Annotated in this window: 16 protein-coding genes, 1 pseudogene and 1 other annotated feature; of the genes and pseudogenes, 10 read left to right on the top strand and 7 right to left on the bottom strand. The window is 51.8% G+C overall.

Translation table 11 applies throughout. From position 1 onward, the window contains the following. The first annotated feature begins 10 nt into the window (after window positions 1–10). Window positions 11–2374: an aerobic respiration two-component sensor histidine kinase ArcB gene (gene arcB / locus ABT56_RS14670; RefSeq protein ID WP_047879646.1), complete on the top strand. Its 2364-nt coding sequence runs from the start codon at window positions 11–13 to the stop codon at window positions 2372–2374. Then, entirely contained in the window at window positions 2374–2922 is a 549-nt protein-coding gene (locus ABT56_RS14675) for a hypothetical protein (protein WP_047879647.1), read from the top strand. Before arcB ends, ABT56_RS14675 begins: the two co-directional genes overlap by 1 nt. Before the next feature lie 94 nt (window positions 2923–3016). Here ABT56_RS14675 and arcA read toward each other — a convergent pair whose 3' ends face one another. Further along, a complete protein-coding gene (gene arcA, locus ABT56_RS14680; protein ID WP_047879648.1) occupies window positions 3017–3736 on the bottom strand; it encodes a two-component system response regulator ArcA in 720 nt (239 codons plus the stop codon). A gap of 395 nt (window positions 3737–4131) precedes the next feature. Between arcA and ABT56_RS23640 the strand changes: the two genes are divergently transcribed. Both ABT56_RS23640 and ABT56_RS14690 read left to right on the top strand, forming a co-directional pair. Beyond that, window positions 4132–4533 (top strand): DUF3293 domain-containing protein, encoded by a 402-nt coding sequence (locus ABT56_RS23640; RefSeq protein ID WP_169753928.1) that lies wholly within the window; start codon window positions 4132–4134, stop codon window positions 4531–4533. A gap of 42 nt (window positions 4534–4575) precedes the next feature. After that, entirely contained in the window at window positions 4576–5094 is a 519-nt protein-coding gene (locus ABT56_RS14690) for a putative 4-hydroxy-4-methyl-2-oxoglutarate aldolase (RefSeq protein ID WP_047879649.1), read from the top strand. An 80-nt stretch (window positions 5095–5174) separates the two neighbouring features. On the opposite strand, the gene ABT56_RS14695 is transcribed toward ABT56_RS14690, so the two are convergent. Further along, window positions 5175–5633 carry a hypothetical protein gene (locus ABT56_RS14695; protein WP_047879650.1) on the bottom strand — a complete coding sequence of 153 codons (459 nt, stop codon included), beginning with the start codon at window positions 5631–5633 and terminating at the stop codon, window positions 5175–5177. Window positions 5634–5838: 205 nt separating this feature from the next. Beyond that, a pseudogene (gene aceK, locus ABT56_RS14700) lies at window positions 5839–7545 on the bottom strand (bifunctional isocitrate dehydrogenase kinase/phosphatase); the annotation flags it as partial. Window positions 7546–7809: 264 nt separating this feature from the next. Beyond that, window positions 7810–7925 (top strand) — a sequence feature (Thr leader region). 48 nt (window positions 7926–7973) lie between these two features. Between aceK and thrA the strand changes: the two are divergent. Genes thrA through thrC form a run of 3 tightly spaced genes read left to right on the top strand, consistent with a single transcriptional unit; the run spans window position 7974 to window position 12677 of the window. Beyond that, window positions 7974–10433: a bifunctional aspartate kinase/homoserine dehydrogenase I gene (gene thrA / locus ABT56_RS14705; RefSeq protein ID WP_047879651.1), complete on the top strand. Its 2460-nt coding sequence runs from the start codon at window positions 7974–7976 to the stop codon at window positions 10431–10433. A 1-nt stretch (window position 10434) separates the two neighbouring features. After that, window positions 10435–11391: a homoserine kinase gene (gene thrB / locus ABT56_RS14710; protein WP_047879652.1), complete on the top strand. Its 957-nt coding sequence runs from the start codon at window positions 10435–10437 to the stop codon at window positions 11389–11391. Between the two features lie 2 nt (window positions 11392–11393). After that, a complete protein-coding gene (gene thrC / locus ABT56_RS14715; protein ID WP_047879653.1) occupies window positions 11394–12677 on the top strand; it encodes a threonine synthase in 1284 nt (427 codons plus the stop codon). Between the two features lie 74 nt (window positions 12678–12751). Here thrC and ABT56_RS14720 read toward each other — a convergent pair whose 3' ends face one another. The 3 genes from ABT56_RS14720 to grcA form a co-directional block, all read right to left on the bottom strand. Then, on the bottom strand, window positions 12752–13933 hold the full coding sequence (locus ABT56_RS14720; protein ID WP_047879761.1) for a dicarboxylate/amino acid:cation symporter: 1182 nt from the start codon (window positions 13931–13933) through the stop codon (window positions 12752–12754). 263 nt (window positions 13934–14196) lie between these two features. After that, window positions 14197–15372: a dicarboxylate/amino acid:cation symporter gene (locus tag ABT56_RS14725; RefSeq protein WP_047879654.1), complete on the bottom strand. Its 1176-nt coding sequence runs from the start codon at window positions 15370–15372 to the stop codon at window positions 14197–14199. A 280-nt stretch (window positions 15373–15652) separates the two neighbouring features. Next, window positions 15653–16030, bottom strand: a complete 378-nt coding sequence (grcA, locus tag ABT56_RS14730; RefSeq protein ID WP_047879655.1) for an autonomous glycyl radical cofactor GrcA — start codon at window positions 16028–16030, stop codon at window positions 15653–15655. 344 nt (window positions 16031–16374) lie between these two features. On the opposite strand from grcA, the gene nfo reads away from it, so the two are divergent. From nfo to ABT56_RS14745, 3 genes are all read left to right on the top strand, one after another. Next, window positions 16375–17235, top strand: coding sequence for a deoxyribonuclease IV (gene nfo / locus ABT56_RS14735; protein WP_047879656.1), 861 nt, complete (start codon window positions 16375–16377; stop codon window positions 17233–17235). Window positions 17236–17617: 382 nt separating this feature from the next. Further along, window positions 17618–18298: a uracil-DNA glycosylase gene (ung, locus tag ABT56_RS14740; RefSeq protein ID WP_047879657.1), complete on the top strand. Its 681-nt coding sequence runs from the start codon at window positions 17618–17620 to the stop codon at window positions 18296–18298. 116 nt (window positions 18299–18414) lie between these two features. Further along, a complete protein-coding gene (locus tag ABT56_RS14745; protein ID WP_047879658.1) occupies window positions 18415–18957 on the top strand; it encodes a hemerythrin domain-containing protein in 543 nt (180 codons plus the stop codon). Between the two features lie 71 nt (window positions 18958–19028). Here the strand turns inward: ABT56_RS14745 and ABT56_RS14750 are convergent, their stop codons facing one another. After that, a complete protein-coding gene (locus ABT56_RS14750) occupies window positions 19029–19211 on the bottom strand; it encodes a DUF3545 family protein (protein ID WP_047879659.1) in 183 nt (60 codons plus the stop codon). Window positions 19212–19556 lie beyond the last annotated feature (345 nt).

Consider the following 19556-nt stretch of genomic DNA (forward strand, 5'->3'; position numbering starts at 1 on the left):
GGATGGAAGAATGAAGCAAATCAAAGTTCTAGCTCAGTTTTACGTGGACCTGCTGGTCAAGTTGGGGCTGGTAAGGTTCAGCATGCTGCTGGCTCTTGCCCTGGTGGCTCTGGCCGTCGTGGTGCAGATAGGCGTTACCTTGGTACTGCAAGGGGAAGTGGACAACCTTGATATCGTGCGATCGGTTTTTTTCGGGTTGTTGATTACGCCGTGGGCGGTGTATTTCCTGTCGGTGGTCGTGGATCAGCTAGAAGAGTCCCGCCAGCGTTTGTCTAAGTTGGTCACCAAGCTCGAAGAGATGCGCTCACGCGATATGCAGCTTAACAAGCAGCTTCAAGACAATATTGCCCAGCTCAATCAGGAAATAGAGGAGCGGAAGAAGGCCGAGGTTGCCCGCGAGGAGGCGATGGAGGATCTCGAGAACGAGGTCTACCAACGTGAGAATGCCCAGTTGGAACTGGCCGAGCAGAGTGCCTTGCTGAAATCTTTCCTCGATGCCTCGCCGGACTTGATCTACTACCGTAACGAACAAGGCCAGTTTTCCGGCTGTAATCGCGCGATGGAAGAGCTGACTGACCGTAGTGAAAAAGAGTTGGTTGGACTGACCCCGTGGGATGTCTACAGCGAGGAGATCGCCAGCAAGATCGCCGAGACTGATCAGAAGGTCTACATTGAAAGCCAGTCCATCACCTATGAACAGTGGCTGGAGTATCCCGATGGCCGCAAGGCTATTTTTGAATTACGCAAAGTCCCTTTTTATAGCCGTGATGGCCGTCGACTAGGGCTGATGGGGTTTGGTCGCGATATCACCGAGCGCAAGCAGTACCAAGACGCGCAAGAGAAAGCCAGTCGCGACAAGACCGCTTTTATTTCCACGGTCAGCCATGAGCTTCGCACCCCGCTGAACGGGATTGTCGGGCTTAGCCGGATGTTGCTTGAGAGTAAACTCGATGAGCAGCAGCGCGGCTATATGCGTACGATCCATGTCAGCGCCATTACCTTGGGCAATATATTCAACGATATTATCGATATGGATAAAGCGGATCGTCGCCGTCTCGAGCTATTGCCTAAGCCGCTAGATTTCCAAGAATTTGTGGCGGAGATGGAGAATATATCCGGATTGATGGCCGAGCAGAAAGGGTTGCGTTTTGACCTTGAGCGTCTGACGGCCTTGCCGCGCTGCATCGAGGCTGATGGGACCAGGCTGCGCCAAGTGTTGTGGAATCTGATCAGCAATGCGACCAAATTTACCAAAGATGGCGGAGTGGTGATGTCGGTCAGCTGCGATATCGAGCAGGAGTTGGCTCATATCACCTTTGAGGTTGAGGATAGCGGAATAGGGATCCCCCATGACGAACTCGACAACATCTTTTCCATGTACTACCAAGTGACCGACGAGAGCGACAACCTGCATGCGGTCGGGACCGGTATCGGCCTTGCCGTTTCTCGTCAGTTGGTTCAAATGATGGGTGGTGACATTTCTGTCGACTCGGAGCTTGGGGCCGGCAGTACGTTTACCGTGACCTTTTCAGCGCCGCTGGTGGAGCAAAGCGTTGAGGAGGAGATTATGCCGGCACTGCCTCAATTGGGGCTCAGTATTTTCATGGTTGAGGATATCGAACTCAATATCACCGTTGCCAAGGCCTTGCTGGAAAGCCTTGGCCATGAGGTGACCATTGCGATGCGTGGTGACGAGGCGTTGGCGATGTTCGATCCTGATGCCTATGACTTGGTGTTGCTTGATATTCAATTGCCGGACATGAGCGGGTTTGATATTGCTGCGGCACTGAGGGATAAATACGACGATCTGCCCGCCTTGGTTGCCCTGACCGCCAATGTGATAAAGGACAAAGGGGAGTATCTGGCCAAGGGAATGGATGATGCGATAAGCAAGCCGCTTAGCGTCAAGGCGATCAGTGAGGTTATAGAGCGGCTGGTGCTGACCTGCCCGCTCGATGATGACGAGCCGGATGCGATCGAATCAGCGGTTGATATACCTGTGCTCAGTGATGATACGGTCAGCACCCTGCTGGATCTGGAGATGCTGGGGTCATATGTCGAGATAGTCGGTACTCAGCCGGTTTACGATAGTATTGCGATGTTCGAGGAGAAGATGCCCGAGTATATCGCTATCCTTGATTCCAATATGACGGCCAAGGATCAGGACGGTATCAAGTTCGAGGCTCACAAAATCAAGGGGGCGGCGGGCTCGATAGGCCTCAAGCATATTCAGCAGATTGCGCAGATGGCTCAGTCACCGGAACTGCCTGCTTGGTGGGAAAATATCAATGACTGGGTCGATGAAATCAAAGACGGCTACCACAATGATTTGCAAGTACTGAAAGATTGGTTAGCCCAGCAGGAGAAAGGATAATGGATAAGTCGAAGCGGGCAGCTGCACTGCTGTCAATGGTACTGTTGGCGGGCTGCGGCCCAGATGATCCCGGAAAGGAGGCACAAGGCCAGCAGGGCGACGTGGCGAAGCCGGTAGAATCGGTGCAACCGACGACCTTGCCGGCTGAGCTGGATCTCTGGCAATCACCGTCGGAAATCACCCTTGCAGACACGGTTATTCATCTTGGCTCGGCATTGTGGCTGAATTCGATGCCGGTGATTGGCGATGATGGCAGTACGCCTGCTAATAAGTTGTTTGCCTCGGTCCGGTTGCTACCGGCTGAAAAGCAGGCTTTCCCCGATGGTGTGGATATCTTGCAGGTACTGATAGCCCAAGACGATGAGCAGTGGCTAGCCAAGCAGGATCTGGACGTTCGCCGTGACGGTGAACGGGGGATCGAGGTTGCGCTTCGCGGGGGGCCGGAGTGGATTCCCGGGAGCAAAGCGGATATTGCCTTGACGTTGCTCTACAAGGGCAAGGAATACGTGCTGGTGGAAAAGGGTATTGTGATCGAGCAGGTTTACTGACCCTTGTGAATGATTGGCTGATAAAGAAAAGGCTCCCGTATAGGAGCCTTTTGCTATGGGGTCATAAGTCAACCGCGCAAGCGCGCAGTGTTGCTTATTCTTCTTCCAGATCACCGCAGAAGCGGTAGCCTTCACCGTGGATAGTCGCGATGATTTCTGGCGTATCGGCAACTGACTCGAAGTGCTTGCGGATACGGCGGATTGTTACGTCAACAGTACGGTCATGAGGCTTAAGCTCACGGCCTGTCATTTTCTTCAACAATTCGGCACGAGTTTGGATCTTGCCTGGGTTCTCGCAGAAGTGCAGCAGGGCACGGAACTCTGAACGAGGCAGCTTGAACTGGTCACCGCTTGGGCTTACCAGAGAACGGCTGTTGATTTCCAGTGACCAGCCATTGAACTCGTAACGCTCAACGAGACGCTTGTCTTCAGCTGGTACGCCTTGGTTCATCGCTCGGCTCAGTAGGTTACGAGCACGGATAGTCAGTTCGCGAGGGTTGAATGGCTTGGTGATGTAGTCATCAGCACCGATTTCAAGACCAAGGATTTTGTCGACTTCGTTGTCGCGGCCGGTCAAAAACATCAGTGCCATGTCACCTTGCTCACGAAGCTCACGCGCTAGCAGCAGACCATTTTTACCCGGAAGGTTGATATCCATGATCACAAGGTGAACTGGGTGGTCAGAAAGCATCTGGTGCATTTCGGCACCGTCGTTGGCTTCGAATACCGTGTAGCCTTCTGCCTCAAAGATGCTTTTTAGCGTGTTACGTGTTACGTGCTCGTCTTCTACAATTAGAATGTGAGGGGTTTGCATTGGCAGTACCTAAAAGTTTTAAAACGGAATCTGGTTAAAAAACAGAATAGTTAAATTCTATATATAAAATTCACATACAGGCAAAAACTGGGGGAAAACGTGTGTTAGACCCGTGTTGCTGTCTGTTTGGTACGCCGTCCATTTATCCAGCAAAGTAACGGATCGCAGTTTCTTGCTGAAAATAGCCCGAAATTAAGGGGCATTGGCTTCAATTTCCGTAGGATGGCGATGATTGTATTCACTTAACAGCTCTCTAACAATATATGTATTTTGTTTCAGAGCTGCTTTCGGGCATTTTCTTGATTTATGTCAAATGCTATGAACTGCATTACGACTCACGAGATTGTTTAACATTCGCTACAAAAAAACACCTCGCCGAAGGGACGGCTCCATGTATGTGTGAAAAACTCTCGCTTTGGTGTAGCTACTGCTCGAGTATTTTTAAGATAACACAACACCCTGTTTACCCTTGCTTTGCAATTCTAACAGCATTCAATCCGAGAAGCACCGTAATTAGTAACAAAGAGAACCGGTTGCGGCACAGTCAATTGACTAAAGAGTTACGCCGATCGGGTTTTTCTTTTGAGTCAGTAGTGACCTGTTCACCTGATGGTCGTTGGGCTGAACAAGGTGTGATGGTGGCGATGGATAAATCAGAGGCCTGCCGAGTAGCGGCTCGCTGGGAGCAGAATGCGATTTATTGGGTGGAAAATGGCGAGCTGTTTTTGGTACCGGTACTGCTTGCTGGATTCGAACAACAAAGTTTGGGTGATTGGCGTGGTTTTCTCTACACTTAATACCAAATAAAGAGGCCGCAATGAACCCACACGGAGGGCGCTATGAACCAGAAAAAGGAACTACTGGCACTGGATATCACCCCCGATTTATGTGACCACTATGAGCAGGAGGTACGCTGGCTGCCGTTGTCGATGCAGGATTATGGTGGCCGGAGCGTGTTCTATGGGCAGGTAGTGACGCTACGTTGCTTCGAAGACAATAGCTTAGTTAGGGATATCCTCGCGGCACCGGGAAAGGGCAAAGTACTTTTTATCGATGGGCATGGTTCGTGCCACAGGGCTTTGCTCGGGGATCAGTTGGCCCTTCTGGCTCTGGATAATGGCTGGGAGGGGATTGTGATCAACGGCGCAGCGCGTGATGTCGCGACATTGGGCTCCTTGGATATCGGCGTTAAGGCATTGGGGGTTTGCCCGATCAAGACGGTGAAGCGCCAGACTGGCGAGGAAAATGTCACCCTGACAGTGACCGATACCTTGGTGTACCCCGGCGATATGATTTATGCCGACAGAAACGGAATATTGTTTAGTAAAACGGCATTGGATTTGTCAGTTATTGCGTGAATCAGAAATGAACAAAGCCATCTATGCAAGACAACAAGCCACCGATAGCGGTGGCTTGTTATATGGGTTGGCGGACAGGTTCAGAACTTAAAGCCAATCCCGAGTTGGTAAATCTGTTCGAGTGATTCGTAGTCCATCGTCGCATGGAGGTTGATGCGCTCGGTCACTTCGTATTGGCTGGACACCTCGACCCCTAGCACGGTTTCTTCGTCCTGTTTTTCCGATTTTACGGCACTTTTAAGGCTTAACTTGGGCGTGAAGTTGTATTTTACGCCAGATAGCATGCCTCGGGTCGCCGAATGGGCGTCATTGCCTGTTTTCAGTCGGGTACTGAGGTATAACTCGGTATTTTCCGTTAGCGAATAGGCATAGCCACTGTCAATTTGCCACAGGTCATATTGCTCGGCACCTTTGGATTGGGATGACAGAAACCATCCGGATGAGGCTGTGTTGTCGCCGAGCGAGAGCCAGTCATTCTCTGCTGCAGTTGTAGGAAGCGCCACTACCAGCAGGGCAATTGTGATAAGCAATGTGCGCATTGATCACCTTCCCTGTTTATCATTATTTATTTGTCTTGCTTCTAGCAAAATAATACTAGGTCAATTTGCTTAAAAAAGACACAGTCAATGACTAAGGTTGAGATCTACTATCATGTTTTTCTGATCCGTAGGCCGTCGTGGGGTGATCAAGTGGCAGCACATGTTGAGTAACACTGGATTTGTGTGTAAGTAATTGACGATCAAGCCTAAGTTTACTTTTGTAAGGGTAGACATCCTCAAAGAGGCCTTGTTGGATATTGGCCTGAAGTTGTTGCCAGTAGAGAGGATCGAACAGATCGCGGTGGAGCTCCTCGAACAAAGTCTTGAGTTTGGGGTTGATCAGCAAAAAAGTCCTAAATTCTTCGGGGAAAACATCGTTGGGGCCAACGCTGTACCAAGGCTCTGCTGCCAGCTCATCCTCTGGGTAGCGGGGAGGCGGAATGCGGCGGAAGTTCATTTCAGTCATGTAACTGATCTCGTCGTAATCATAGAAGACGACGCGTTTGTGGCGGGTAACGCCGAAGTTTTTGAACAGCATATCACCGGGGAAAATATTGGCTGCTGCCAACTGTTTGATCGCCTTGCCGTATTCGTCGACGGCGTGGCGAAGATCGGCATCGCTGGCCTGCTCGATATACAGGTTGAAGGGGATCATCCGCCGCTCGGTATAGAGGTGCTTGATGATGATCTGGGTATCGGTCACGATCAGCTGCGACGGTGCGACAGCCTGAAGCTCGTCGAGCAGCTCTTCACTGAAACGGTGGCGGTCGAAGGCAAAATTGCGGTACTCCTGGGTATCGGCCATCCGGCCGACTCGGTCGTGTTCTTTGACCAGCCGGTATTTCTCCTTGACGACGCTATGGCTGATATCTTTCTGCGGGGCAAACTTATCTTTGATGATTTTGAATACCACGTCGTAGGACGGCAGGGTAAACACTGACATTACCATCCCTTTGATCCCCGGTGCGAGGATAAACTGATCGTCCGATTGTTCCATATGAGCAAGGAATTCGCGGTACAGCTCGGTTTTGCCGTGTTTCTGGCAGCCGATGGCCGTGTACAGTTCGGCTTTGGTTTTATTGGGGAGCAGCTCGGCGAGAAAACGGACCAAGGCCGCTGGGGCCGGCGCATATACCATGAAATAGGAGCGGGCAAACCCAAACAGGATGCTGACATCATCCACATCGGTGAGGCAGGCATCGATATACAGTTGATGCTGGCTATTGGTCAGAACCGGTAGCACGAGTGGAAAATGTCGATCGCCAAGGCGGATCCGCCCGACAAGGTAGGCAGCCTTGTTGCGGTAAAACGGCTCGCGGATCATTTCTATCATTGGCGGGCCTGAGGTCGATATTTCAGCAACAGGTGCAGTCAGCCGTTCGATCAGCTGGGCGATGTCCCGGCTTCGGTCTTCCCACGGTAGGGTAAACGGGCTGTCGTCGAGCACCCGGCCAAGCAGGCTCTCTAGCCCAGAGCCGGTATTGTAGAGCCGGGTCAGTGCTGTGGGGTAAGAGGGGATACGGCCTTCTTGCGAGCTGTGGACGAAAAGCTTGTCGCGGTTGATATGGCGGTGCTCGAAGATCCGGCAATAGACGGAATTGAAGAAGCTCTCAGCGATTTCATAGCGGGGATAGTCGAGCAGCAGATCCTCATAGGCGTGCTTAACTCCCATTAGGAATCGGTGGTTGGCATAGCGTTTGCCAAGCATAATCTGGATTTGGCTGGTGACAAGCCCGACATGATGGTCGTAGAAGCTGATCCGGCTTTTCAGGGCTCGCTGTACGGCTGGCCAATTTTGGTTTTCAAACCGTTCCTGGGCACCGGCCGTGACATCTAGAAAGCGGCCATACATAGCATCAAAGCCTTGTAAGATAGTATGGGCGACGAGTTGTTCCATTGCAGCTTCTGTCATAGGGGCTCCCTCCGCATCTAACCATAGCCTAGTTTTTACGGAACAACCGAGAAAGCGAGTGGTTGTTTCCTCCCACCATACTGTGCCGATGGCCATTAGGGGCTGCAATCTAATTTGGGTTGGAAGGGTATATTTTCACACCGGTAAAACTCAAAAAATAATCAGCTTCGAGGAAATTGATTGTTGACTCGCCAATGCGAATGCGGTATTCGTTAATTAATAGATATTTAGGGCAACGAATTAGAGTCGCTATGTATAACAACAGCATCAGCCTAGTTACCACAACCACCATTATTACCGGCACGATTGCTGGGGTGGGCTGATGCGCGTAAGAATTGCAGAAAAGAGCCCACACCCAATCCGGTGTGGGTTTTTTTTTGACTGGATATTTGCCTGACAGGCACAGGATTAAGTAATGGGAGTAGGGAATGCGAGTATTAAAGTTTGGTGGTTCATCATTGTCAGATGCTGACCGTTTTTTGCGGGCGGCGGATATTATTGCCAATAATGCGCAGCAGGAAGAAACCGCCGTGGTGTTATCAGCCCCTGGCAAGGTGACCAATAAGCTGGTGGCCGTCATCGAAAGTACGATTGCCCACGGTGAGGCCGAGTTGCAGTTGCGTGATTTGGAAACAGTTTTCAATGAGTTGTTTGCCGGTCTGAAAGTGTTGGTACCGGCGTTTGACAAATTGGCGTTGGATGCCAAGCTGGCCAGTTCACTTGGTCAGCTCAAGCAGTATGTTCATGGCATCAGTTTGTTGGGGCTATGTCCGGACAACGTCTATGCCAAGATCATCAGCAAGGGTGAGCGGCTGTCAATTGCGGCGATGCAGGCCCTGCTTGAAGCCAAGGGACAACCAGCCAGCTTGATTGATCCGGTTGCTTATCTGCAGGCAAGCGGTGACTACCTCGAAGCCCATGTTGATATTGAGGCATCGACAGACAACTTCCGCCGCCAGCCATTGCCCGAGGGACATGTCAATATCATGCCGGGATTCACAGCCGGTAACGAGAAGGGCGAGTTGGTGACTCTGGGCCGCAATGGTTCGGACTATTCGGCGGCCGTACTGGCAGCCTGCCTCCGTGCGGATTGTTGCGAGATCTGGACTGATGTCGACGGGGTCTACAGTTGTGATCCTCGGTTGGTTCCGGATGCGCGCTTGCTTAAATCCCTCAGCTACCAAGAGGCGATGGAGCTGTCTTATTTTGGTGCATCTGTTCTTCACCCGAAAACCATTGCCCCTATTGCCCAATTCCATATTCCTTGCCTGATCAAAAACAGTTTCAATCCTCAGGGGGCCGGTTCGCTGATTGGCCTCGATACCGGCGAAGACAAGCTGGATATCAAGGGGATCACCACCCTCAAGGATCTGACCATGGTCAATGTGTCCGGCCCCGGGATGAAGGGTATGGTCGGGATGGCCGCAAGGGTCTTCAGCGCCATGTCTGCCGCCGGGGTGTCGATTGTGCTGATCACCCAGTCGTCGTCGGAGTACAGTATCAGCTTCTGTATCGAGAGTGAGGACAAGCCCGCGGCGAATAAAGCGCTGCAGAACCATTTCGAACTCGAGCTCAAAGACGGCCTGCTTGAACCGGTAGAGTTTATCGACAATCTTGCCATTGTCACCTTGGTCGGTGATGGGATGCGGACCTCACGAGGTGTGGCCTCACGCTTTTTCACCTCTTTGGCAGAGGTCGACGTCAATATCGTGGCAATCGCCCAGGGTTCTTCAGAGCGGGCTATTTCGGCGGTGATCCCGGATGAGAAAATCTCAGAGTCGGTCAAGGCCTGCCATGAGAACCTGTTCAACAGCCAGCATGTCTTGGATGTGTTTGTCATCGGTGTCGGCGGTGTCGGCGGGGAGCTGGTCGATCAAATTGGCCGCCAACAGGCCAAGCTGGCTGAGAGCGGTATCGCAATTCGGGTATGCGGCTTGGCTAATAGCAAGGGCATGTTGCTCGATGGCCGCGGGGTGTCGCTGGAAAACTGGCGTGACAGCATGGGGCAGGTCAGCGAGCCGCTCAGTCTTGCCCGGATGATCCAGTTGGTTAAGCGCAACCATATTATCAACCCGGTTGTTATCGATTGTACTTCGGATCAGGGCATTGCCGAGCAGTATGTTGATTTCCTTGCTGCCGGTTTCCATGTGATCACCCCGAACAAAAAAGCCAATACCGCCAGCATGGCTTACTACCAGCAGCTGCGTCAGGCTGCGCGCTCGACCCGTCGCAAGTTTATGTACGACACCACGGTAGGCGCTGGCCTGCCGGTGATCGAAAACCTTCAGAATCTATTGGCTGCCGGTGATGAGCTGGAGCGTTTTTCCGGGATCCTGTCAGGATCGCTATCTTATATTTTCGGCAAGCTCGATGAGGGTATGAGCTTTAGCGAGGCGACAACGGTCGCACGCAACAATGGCTTTACTGAGCCGGACCCGCGCGATGATCTGTCGGGCATGGATGTTGCGCGCAAGTTGCTGATTTTGGCTCGCGAAGCAGGCTTGTCGCTGGAACTCGATGAGGTAGACGTTGAACAAGCCCTGCCGCCGGAGTTCGATGCCAGCGGTAGCGTAGATGACTTTATGGCCAACCTGCCAGCAGCCGATGCGTACTTTGCTGGTCTGGCCGAGGAGGCCGCCGAGCAGGGCAAGGTACTGCGTTATATCGGGGAAATCAATGATGGCCGCTGTACAGTGAAAATCGCGGCGGTGAATCCGGACGACCCTATGTTCAAGATCAAAGACGGGGAAAATGCGTTGGCTTTCTATAGCCGTTACTACCAGCCTATCCCGTTGGTGCTGCGTGGCTACGGGGCGGGTACCGAAGTTACTGCTGCCGGGGTGTTTGCTGATTTGATGCGTACGCTGGGTTGGAAATTGGGAGTATAAGATGAGTGTAGTGGTTTATGCGCCAGCGTCGATTGGCAACGTTAGCGTTGGGTTTGATGTGCTGGGGGCCGCAGTTTCCCCGATAGACGGGACTTTGCTGGGTGATCGGGTTGAAGTAAAGGCTGGCGAGCAACCTTTTAGTCTGCGTTGCGTTGGCCGTTTTGTCGACAAGTTGCCGCAGCAGGCCGAGGAGAACATCGTGTACCGCTGCTGGCAGGTTTTTGTCCGTGAGCTGGACAAACTCGGCCTTGCCCCCAAGCCGTTGGCGATGACCCTTGAAAAGAATATGCCGATAGGCTCTGGGTTGGGCTCAAGTGCCTGCTCGATTGTGGCGGCATTGGATGCCCTAAATCAGTTCCATGGCTCGCCGTTGGACGAGACCGCGTTGCTTGCCCTGATGGGGGAGATGGAGGCGGAGATCTCCGGTAGCCTCCACTATGACAATGTGGCTCCGTGCTATCTCGGTGGCTTGCAGTTCATGGTTGAGGAGATGGGGATCATCAGCCAATCAGTGCCGTGCTTCGATGGTTGGTATTGGGTCATGGCCTATCCGGGGATCAAGGTGCCGACTGCCGAGGCGCGGGCAATCTTGCCAGCCCAGTACCGCCGTCAGGATGTGATTGCCCATGGCCGCTACCTCGGGGGATTTATCCATGCCTGCCATAGTCGCCAGCCAGAGCTTGCAGCAAAAATGATCAAAGATGTGGTCGCTGAGCCATATCGCGAACGCTTATTACCAGGATTCGGCGATGCGCGGCAGTATGCGCTGGATGCAGGGGCGCTGGCCAGCGGGATATCTGGCTCGGGGCCGACGATGTTTAGTGTCTGCGATGATTTGGACGTGGCCAAGCGTATTGCACGATGGCTGCAAGATCATTATGTTCAGAATGATGAAGGATTTGTTCATGTCTGTCGTTTGGATGGACAGGGCTCGAGAGTAACAGGAAGTGAACTGTAACCATGAAGTTATATAACCTAAAAGATCACCAGCAACAGGTTTCGTTTGGCCAGGCCGTCCGCCAGGGGTTGGGCCGCAATCAGGGACTCTTTTTCCCGGCAGAACTGCCGTTTTTCGAGGATGTCGACAGCCTGCTTGAGCAGGACTTTGTTACCCGTAGCACAGCCATTTTGTCCGCCTTCATCGGGGATGAACTCGCTCAGGAAACGGTAGCCCAAATGGTTGGCAATGCGTTTCAGTTTCCGGCTCCTATCGCAACGGTCAAAGAGGGGATCTATGCCCTTGAGCTGTTCCACGGCCCGACATTGGCTTTCAAGGATTTCGGCGGTCGCTTCATGGCCCAGTCACTGGCTGCCGTCTCCGAGAGTGATGGTAAGATCACGATTCTGACGGCAACCTCGGGGGATACCGGCGCGGCTGTCGCCCATGCTTTCTACGGTATGGATAACATCAAGGTGGTTATCCTCTACCCGAAAGGCAAGATCAGCCCATTGCAGGAGAAATTGTTTTGCACATTGGGCAAGAACATCACCACGGTTGCCGTCAACGGCACATTCGATGACTGCCAGGCGCTGGTTAAGCAGGCATTTGATGACGCCGAATTGCGCGAAGAAGTGGGCTTGAACTCTGCCAACTCGATTAATATCAGCCGTTTAATGGCGCAGATCTGCTATTACTTCGAGGCAGTATCCCAGATGCCAAAGGCGCAGCGTGAGTCGCTGGTTGTATCCGTGCCAAGCGGTAACTTCGGCAACTTGACGGCCGGCTTGCTGGCTAAGGCCATCGGCCTGCCGGTTAAGCGATTTATTGCCGCGACCAATGTTAATGATACGGTGCCGCGCTATTTGCAAACGGGCGAGTGGTCGCCAGCCCCAACCGTGGCGACCCTGTCTAATGCCATGGATGTGAGCCAGCCAAACAACTGGCCACGGATCGAAGAGCTTTGTCAGGAAAAGGGCTGGGGGCTCGATACTCTGGGCTATGGTGCGGTTACCGATGAACAGACGGCAGAAACCCTGCGCGAGATGGAACAGGATGGGTATCTGTGCGAGCCGCACGGTGCGATTGCCTATCGTTTGTTGAGTGAGCAACTGGGCGAGGGCGAAACGGGATTGTTCTTGTGTACAGCGCATCCTGCCAAGTTCAAGGAAGTGGTCGATGATATTCTGGGCTGTGATATTGCGCTGCCGGGGCCGTTAGCCAAGCACAATGCGCTGCCGCTGTTGTCGCTTGAGCGTGACAATGATTTCGACCAGCTCAAAGCTGTATTACGAGATGTGCAATAACCATATTTTATATATGGAGAATAAAAAAGGAGCCAAACGGCTCCTTTTTTATTGGGTATGAGGTGCAGTAGGGATTAGGCCGCTTGTTCTTCGCCTTTTACCGCCGTTTCCGGAGTGTCTTCATCGGCAAATTTTTCCACCCACATCGCTAATGCGCCATCACCGGTGATGTTGCAAGCGGTACCGAACCCGTCTTGGGCAAGGTGCAGGGCAATTTGCAGGCCGATCATCGCTTCGGTGAAGCCCATCATGGAGCCGAGCAGGCCGACGGCGGCCATGACGGCACCGCCAGGGGCGCCGGGAGCGGCGACCATTGTGATGCCCAGCATGGCGATGAACGGCAGGGCGTCAAGCATCATTGGAACCGGTTTGCCGGAAATGAGCATGACGGCGACACACACCGTGGTGATACTGATCGCGGAACCGGACATGTGAATGTTGGCACACAGCGGCACAACGAAGTTGGCAATGGGCTTCTTAACCCCATTTTCCAGTGTTTGGCGCAGAGTTACTGGCAGGCTTGCCGCCGACGACATGGTGCCCAGTGCCGTGACGTAGGCCGGCATCATGGTTTTCAGCAAGGTTAGCGGTGATCGGCCGGTCAGAGCCCCTGTGCTGATAAATTGCAGACTCAGCCATAGCCAGTGCAGCAGGACAATCAGTACCAGTACCAGGGTAAAGGTTTTCAGGGTCGAAAAGACGGTGCCTTTCACTGTCATGTCGGCGAAGACGCCGGCAATGTAGAACGGTAGCGACGGTACCATGATTTTGGCAAGGAACAGCTCGATAATGTTCCGACCCTCATCGCTGATCTGGCGCAGTTGCTGGCTGTTGGTTGCCGAAATGCCCAAGCCGAAAATGAACGCGACAGCAAGAGCTGACATGACTCCCATGACAGGCGGGACTTGCAGGTCAATCAGCGGTGATAGAACACGTACCGCCTCGCTGACATTACCGTTGTTATGGAGCATGGAGGGCAGGGTTTGGCTGGCAACGAAGTAGGCCATGGCCCCCGCGCCCATGGTTGAGACGTAGCTGAGGCCGACAGTTTTGCCGAGCAGCTTGCCAGAGTTTTTCGGTAGGTTGGCGATGCCACTGGTTACGAAAAACAAAATCAGCAAAGGAATAGTAAAGTTGATCAGCTGGCTGATCAGGGCTTTCATCGTAATTAGGATTTGCACCAGAAAGTCAGGGGCAAACAACCCAACACCGATGCCGGTTACGATACCCGCAAGAAGTTTGAGAATCAGTTTCATCGCCATAAGTCCTATTTAGGAGTAATCCATCATAAAGCGGCGGTGTTTTATCATTAATGGCGGTGTGATGCCAAAAAAGCTGCAAATAATGTGCTACTGAGTTGCAAATTAGTTGCTACTTGGCGAAAAAGCATACGATTTGTTTGGGGTAATCTAACGATAGCCCCGAGGCGTATGGTTAATGGCTTGTGGGGGGCGTCGGTGCTTGAGGCTCGCCTTGGCACCATTTGGGCCAAGGCGAGCAGTGGATTGCTGGCGAGGTGTTACTGCTCTGCTTGTTCGGTCGCTGGGAGCTTTTCGCGATGGGCGAACTTGTCGACCCATAATGAAATTGCGCCGTCACCGGTGATGTTGCAAGCCGTGCCGAAGCTGTCTTGTGCCATATAAAGGGCAATCATCAGGGCAAGCTCGGACTCGCCGAAGCCCAACATAGAGGCCATCAGCCCTAGCGCTGCCATGACAGCCCCGCCTGGCGCGCCCGGAGCGGCAATCATGGTCACACCCAACATCATGATGAAGGGCATCATCTCAAACAGCGACGGGATCGCAATATGTTGGCTTAGTGCCATGACAGCGGTCGAGCAGGTAACCAGGGTAATGGTCGAGCCTGATAGGTGGATGGTGGCACACAGCGGGATGGTGAAGTTGGCGATGGATTCGTCGACCCCGTTGAGTTTGGTTTGGCGCAGGGTGACAGGAATCGTCGCTGCCGAAGACATGGTACCGACGGCGGTCAGGTAGGCGGGCATCATGTTCTTGATCAGTTTGACCGGCGAGTGGCCGAGAGCCAGTCCGGTAACCGTATATTGAATACAGATCCATACCCAGTGCATGAAGATAGCCAGCGCCAATACCAAGCCGAAGGTCTTCAGGGTTGAGAATACGGTGCCTTCGGCAGCCATTTGGGCAAACACCCCGGCAATATAGAAAGGTAGCAGTGGAATAATCACGTTCGACAGTAGCAAGTCGATGATCCGGCGGCCATCTTCAGCCAGTGCCTTGAGCGATTTGCTGTTGGTCACACTGATGCCAAGCCCGAACAGGAAGGCCGTGGCAAGGGCGGTCATCACCCCGAACATAGGTGGGATTTCCAGAGAGATAAAGCTAGTTAGCTTATTGGCACTCTCGGTGGCCGCTGCTGCGGGTTCTGAAATACCGGCAATCACCGTGCTGGCAACAATAAACGCGAGGCTACCGGCGAGCAGGGTCGAGCCATAGGACAGGATCACGGTTTTGCCTAGCAATGAGCCAGAGTTCTTAGGCAGACTGGCGATGCCGCTGGTGATGTAAAAAAGGATGATGAGCGGGATAGTGAACCCAATGAGCTGGCCACCGAGCTCTTTGATTGTGAGTAAGGTACGAATGATGGGATCTGGGGCAAAAAAGCCAAGGAGGATACCGATCAATATACCTGCGACGAGCTTGAGTATTAACTTCATGAACTGGCTCCAAATTGTTGTTATTAGATACTTCCATATAGCGTAATTGCCCAGCGGTATTGCAGCAGGTGGTGGGCAACGGAGCCAATATACGCCTGAAAGCATATATCTGCCTATTTTTTGTTCGAAACTGAGAGGTATATATCTGCCTTTGCCATGCTTGTTGATGAGAATGTGAGCAAGGCGAAATAATGCTTTTTATGGCGGGGGGACTTTTGATAGGTATAAAAAAACGGCATCTAAAATGCCGTTTTTTGTATCACTGAAGCCTAAGGGGGAATTATAGGCTGTTAGTGAAGGTACGAGCGATAACGTCACGCTGCTGCTCTGTAGTCAGAGAGTTGAAGCGTACAGCGTAGCCAGATACACGGATAGTTAGCTGTGGGTATTTTTCTGGGTGCTTAGCAGCATCTTCCAGAGTCTCACGCTTAAGAACGTTAACGTTCAGGTGCTGACCACCTTCAATCTTTGCAGGTGCTTCGATTGGCAGTTCGCGGTACTCGATGTCGCCAAGTTCTGCAGTTGCAACAACTTGGTCAGCTTCGTAGCCAGCAGCTGCTGCAACACAACGTGCTTCGTTCTTCTCGCCGTCTAGCAACCAGATTGAGTTTAGTAGGTTGTCGTTTGCTGCTTTAGTGATCTGAATACCTGTAATCATGACTTTCTCCTTTAAGGATGTCGTTAATTTTTTCGATTTTTTTGTCGAGCTGCGTATTATATATCTCGAATGAGCCTATTGTGTATTGATGTAGATCAAATTACAACAAAAAACCTTAAATTGTTTAGGGCTGTTTTCTTGAGCTAAGTCAACTAACCATCACATTTCGTGGCTGTTAACTATTATTTTATCGTTTAAAAAATTTTTGAATGGATCATTTGTTGTAAAATTACAACATTTATCGGGTGATTTATTCGGTGATGACCACGGAAACTGCGTGTTGGTCGAGCCAAAAATGTAGTAAAAACTGTTGGTAATTACCGTACAAGAGAAGAAGTGAAAGTATGAAATTATTAGGCGCACATGTGTCTGCTGCGGGAGGGGTTCATAATGCCCCGGACAATGCTCGTCAGATAGGGGCGAATGCATTTGCCTTGTTTACCAAAAACCAGCGTCAGTGGGTGGCCAAGCCTCTGACAGAAGATGTTATTGCCGCTTTTAAGGCGCGCTGCCACTTTTATGGCTTCGGGCCTGAAGCGATTTTGCCGCATGACTCCTACTTGATAAATCTCGGTGCGCCAGAGGCGGACAAGTTGGAAAAATCCCGTGCTGCCTTTATTGATGAGATGGCGCGCTGCCAGCAGTTGGGACTGACATTGCTGAACTTTCACCCTGGTAGCCACCTGAAGAAAATCAGTGAGGCGGATTGCCTATCGTTGATTGCCGAATCGATTAACATGGCCCATGCTGCGGTGCCGGATGTTGTGGCGGTGATTGAGAATACGGCCGGTCAAGGAAGCAATCTTGGCTGGCGCTTCGAACATTTGGCCAGCATTATCGAGCAGGTTGAGGATAAGTCGCGGGTCGGGGTATGTATCGATACCTGTCATACGTTTGCTGCTGGCTATGATTTGCGGGGCGAAACCGCGACAGATAAAACGTTTGCCGAGTTCGATCAGATTGTAGGGATGAACTACCTGCGCGGCATGCACCTCAATGACTCTAAAGGGGGGCTGGGCAGCCATCTCGATCGTCACCATAGCCTCGGGGAAGGCGAAATTGGCTGGGACTGTTTCCGCTATCTGATGCAAGACAGCCGGTTTGACAATATTCCGCTGGTGCTGGAAACCATTAACCCTGATCTATGGCAGCAGGAAATTGCCACCCTGCGTGCTTTTGCTAATGGCTCCGTTGCCCAGTTATAGGGCAATAATTTCCCATCTGAGGGAGGGAATCATGGCGGTAGACCGATAAATAACGATTAAATTAATTAAAATCAAGCGCTTGCTGCTTTGGCACTGTTTTTTCATGGTGTGGGTGGGGACCATGAACATGGCATTCGCCAAGGAGGAGAGCATGAATACAGAAATGTTGATATTTAATTATGGGTTGGCCCGCCTGCCACAGCCCTACCGTTATAATCAGGGCCGGGGCCATTGGCGTCATCCTGCCGGTACGAGGGTTCGCCGTTAGGTTCTAGCGAGAAAATGAAAGCGCCTTCGGGCGCTTTTTTGTGGCGAGCCTGAGTGGGTGCCATCTGGATGGGGCTTGGGTATACTTTCGGTTTTACCCTATTGGAGCTTTTTGATGAGCCAACCTTTGACGTGGCAGGCGGTGATTGATGTTGAACGCCGACAGGATTACTTCCAGTCTATTGAGCAATTCGTGGCAGCCGAGCGCGAAGCGGGCAAGGTGATTTACCCGTCGGCTGGCGATGTGTTCAGTGCTTTTGATTCTACACCGCTTGATAAAGTGAAAGTGGTTATTCTGGGCCAGGATCCCTACCACGGCCCAGGCCAGGCTCATGGCTTGAGCTTTTCGGTCCGGCCCGGTGTGAAGACGCCGCCTTCGTTGGCCAATATGTACAAGGAGCTGGCTGTTGATATCGAAGGATTCTCGATCCCCAATCACGGTTATCTCCAGCAATGGGCCGAACAAGGGGTGCTGTTGCTCAATACGGTGCTGACAGTCGAACAGGGTAAGGCGCATTCTCATGCCAAAATTGGCTGGGAGCAGTTTACAGATAGGATCATCGAGGTGATTGACCAGCAATGCGAAGGGGTTATCTTCTTGTTGTGGGGCGCTCATGCCCAGAAGAAAGGAAAAAAAATCGACCAGAGCCGGCATCACGTCCTGCATTCCGCCCACCCGTCACCGCTCTCCGCTTATAGGGGCTTCTTTGGCTGCAAGCATTTCTCTCAGGTAAATATGTTGCTTGAGCAGATGAATAAATCCTCAATTGATTGGACGCTAGAGAATATCGCTTAAATAGCGGGCTCGCATGAATTGTGAGCTGATTGTTCGTTTGGTAATCAGGATCAATGCAGCATTGCCCCTTTGCTTTTACACTTTCTTTATAAGGAAGCGTTTTGGGAGGGAGTGTAATGATGTTGGATATTATTCATGCGGAGCATGGCAATATCGTCAGGCTGCTGGGGATTTTGCAGCACAAGCTGAAATTGATCCGTAACGGTGACGAGGTCGACTATAGCCTGCTCCGAGATATTGTCGAGTATTTGCAAAGCCATGCCGAACAGTGCCACCATCCTAAAGAGGATGTTCTGTACCACTATTATCAGGCCCACTACGCCGATGATAATGGCGCGTTGGCCAGCCTCGAGCAGGAGCACCAACAGTTAGCCGTATTGACTCATGAGTTTGCCGAGCTGGTTGACATGATCCTGATGGATGCGGTGATCCCGCTGGATATCTTCGCCGATAAGCTCAACGCTTTTGTTGATCGCCAGCGAGCCCATCTGGAATTTGAGGAATGCCAGATATTTCCAATGATACAAGCCCACTTTACCTCTGCTGACTGGCAGGCCGTTGCCAATGAGTACCAAGAGTGCGGGAGTGACCCGTTATTTGGCAACGAGGTAGCATTGCGTTATCGGAATCTGGCAGAGCGCCTGAGAGAGAGTGCCTAGATCAGGAAGTGAGCGGAACGCAGAATAAGGACAAAGAGTCGGCATGTGCCGACTCTTTTGGTATGGGGTGATTAAAAATCAATATCCTCGTTGGTCAAATCCCTGAATATATCAATATCTGCGAGTTCACGGCGTAGACGTTGCCTGTCCTTTAGCGCTTCGATTTCTCGCCATTTGCGTTTTACGGGTTTCTTGCGCGAGCTCCTAGGTTGGATATCGGTATCAAAAATATCATCGAATGCATAACTGTCCATAAAGCACCTCATCCTTAAAGGTTTAAAACCAGGTTGCCTCAAAAAAACGGGCTGTTGGGGGTGATCCCGCGCATTATCCGTTGGGCGAGATAAGCGCGAAAGGCTTTGCTATTCATGCGCTTACTTTCCTTGGTGCCGGCATGCCGTAAATACTCCTAACCCTACCTTTTGAGGTAACGTGGACATAACGTTAAATATCACAGGTAGGGTTAGAATAAAATTGAACTGTTTCTCATTTGTTGCCAAGGTATGAATGTTTCATGTGCGTATGTTCACAAAATCGAGCTGGCTGGCCGTGAAGTGGTTATTCGGTAGGGGAGAATAGAGGGGGACAGATGAGTCAAG

Origin of the sequence: Photobacterium aquae (assembly GCF_001029445.1) — a bacterium.
In the GTDB taxonomy this organism is placed as follows: Bacteria; Pseudomonadota; Gammaproteobacteria; order Enterobacterales; family Vibrionaceae; genus Photobacterium; species Photobacterium aquae.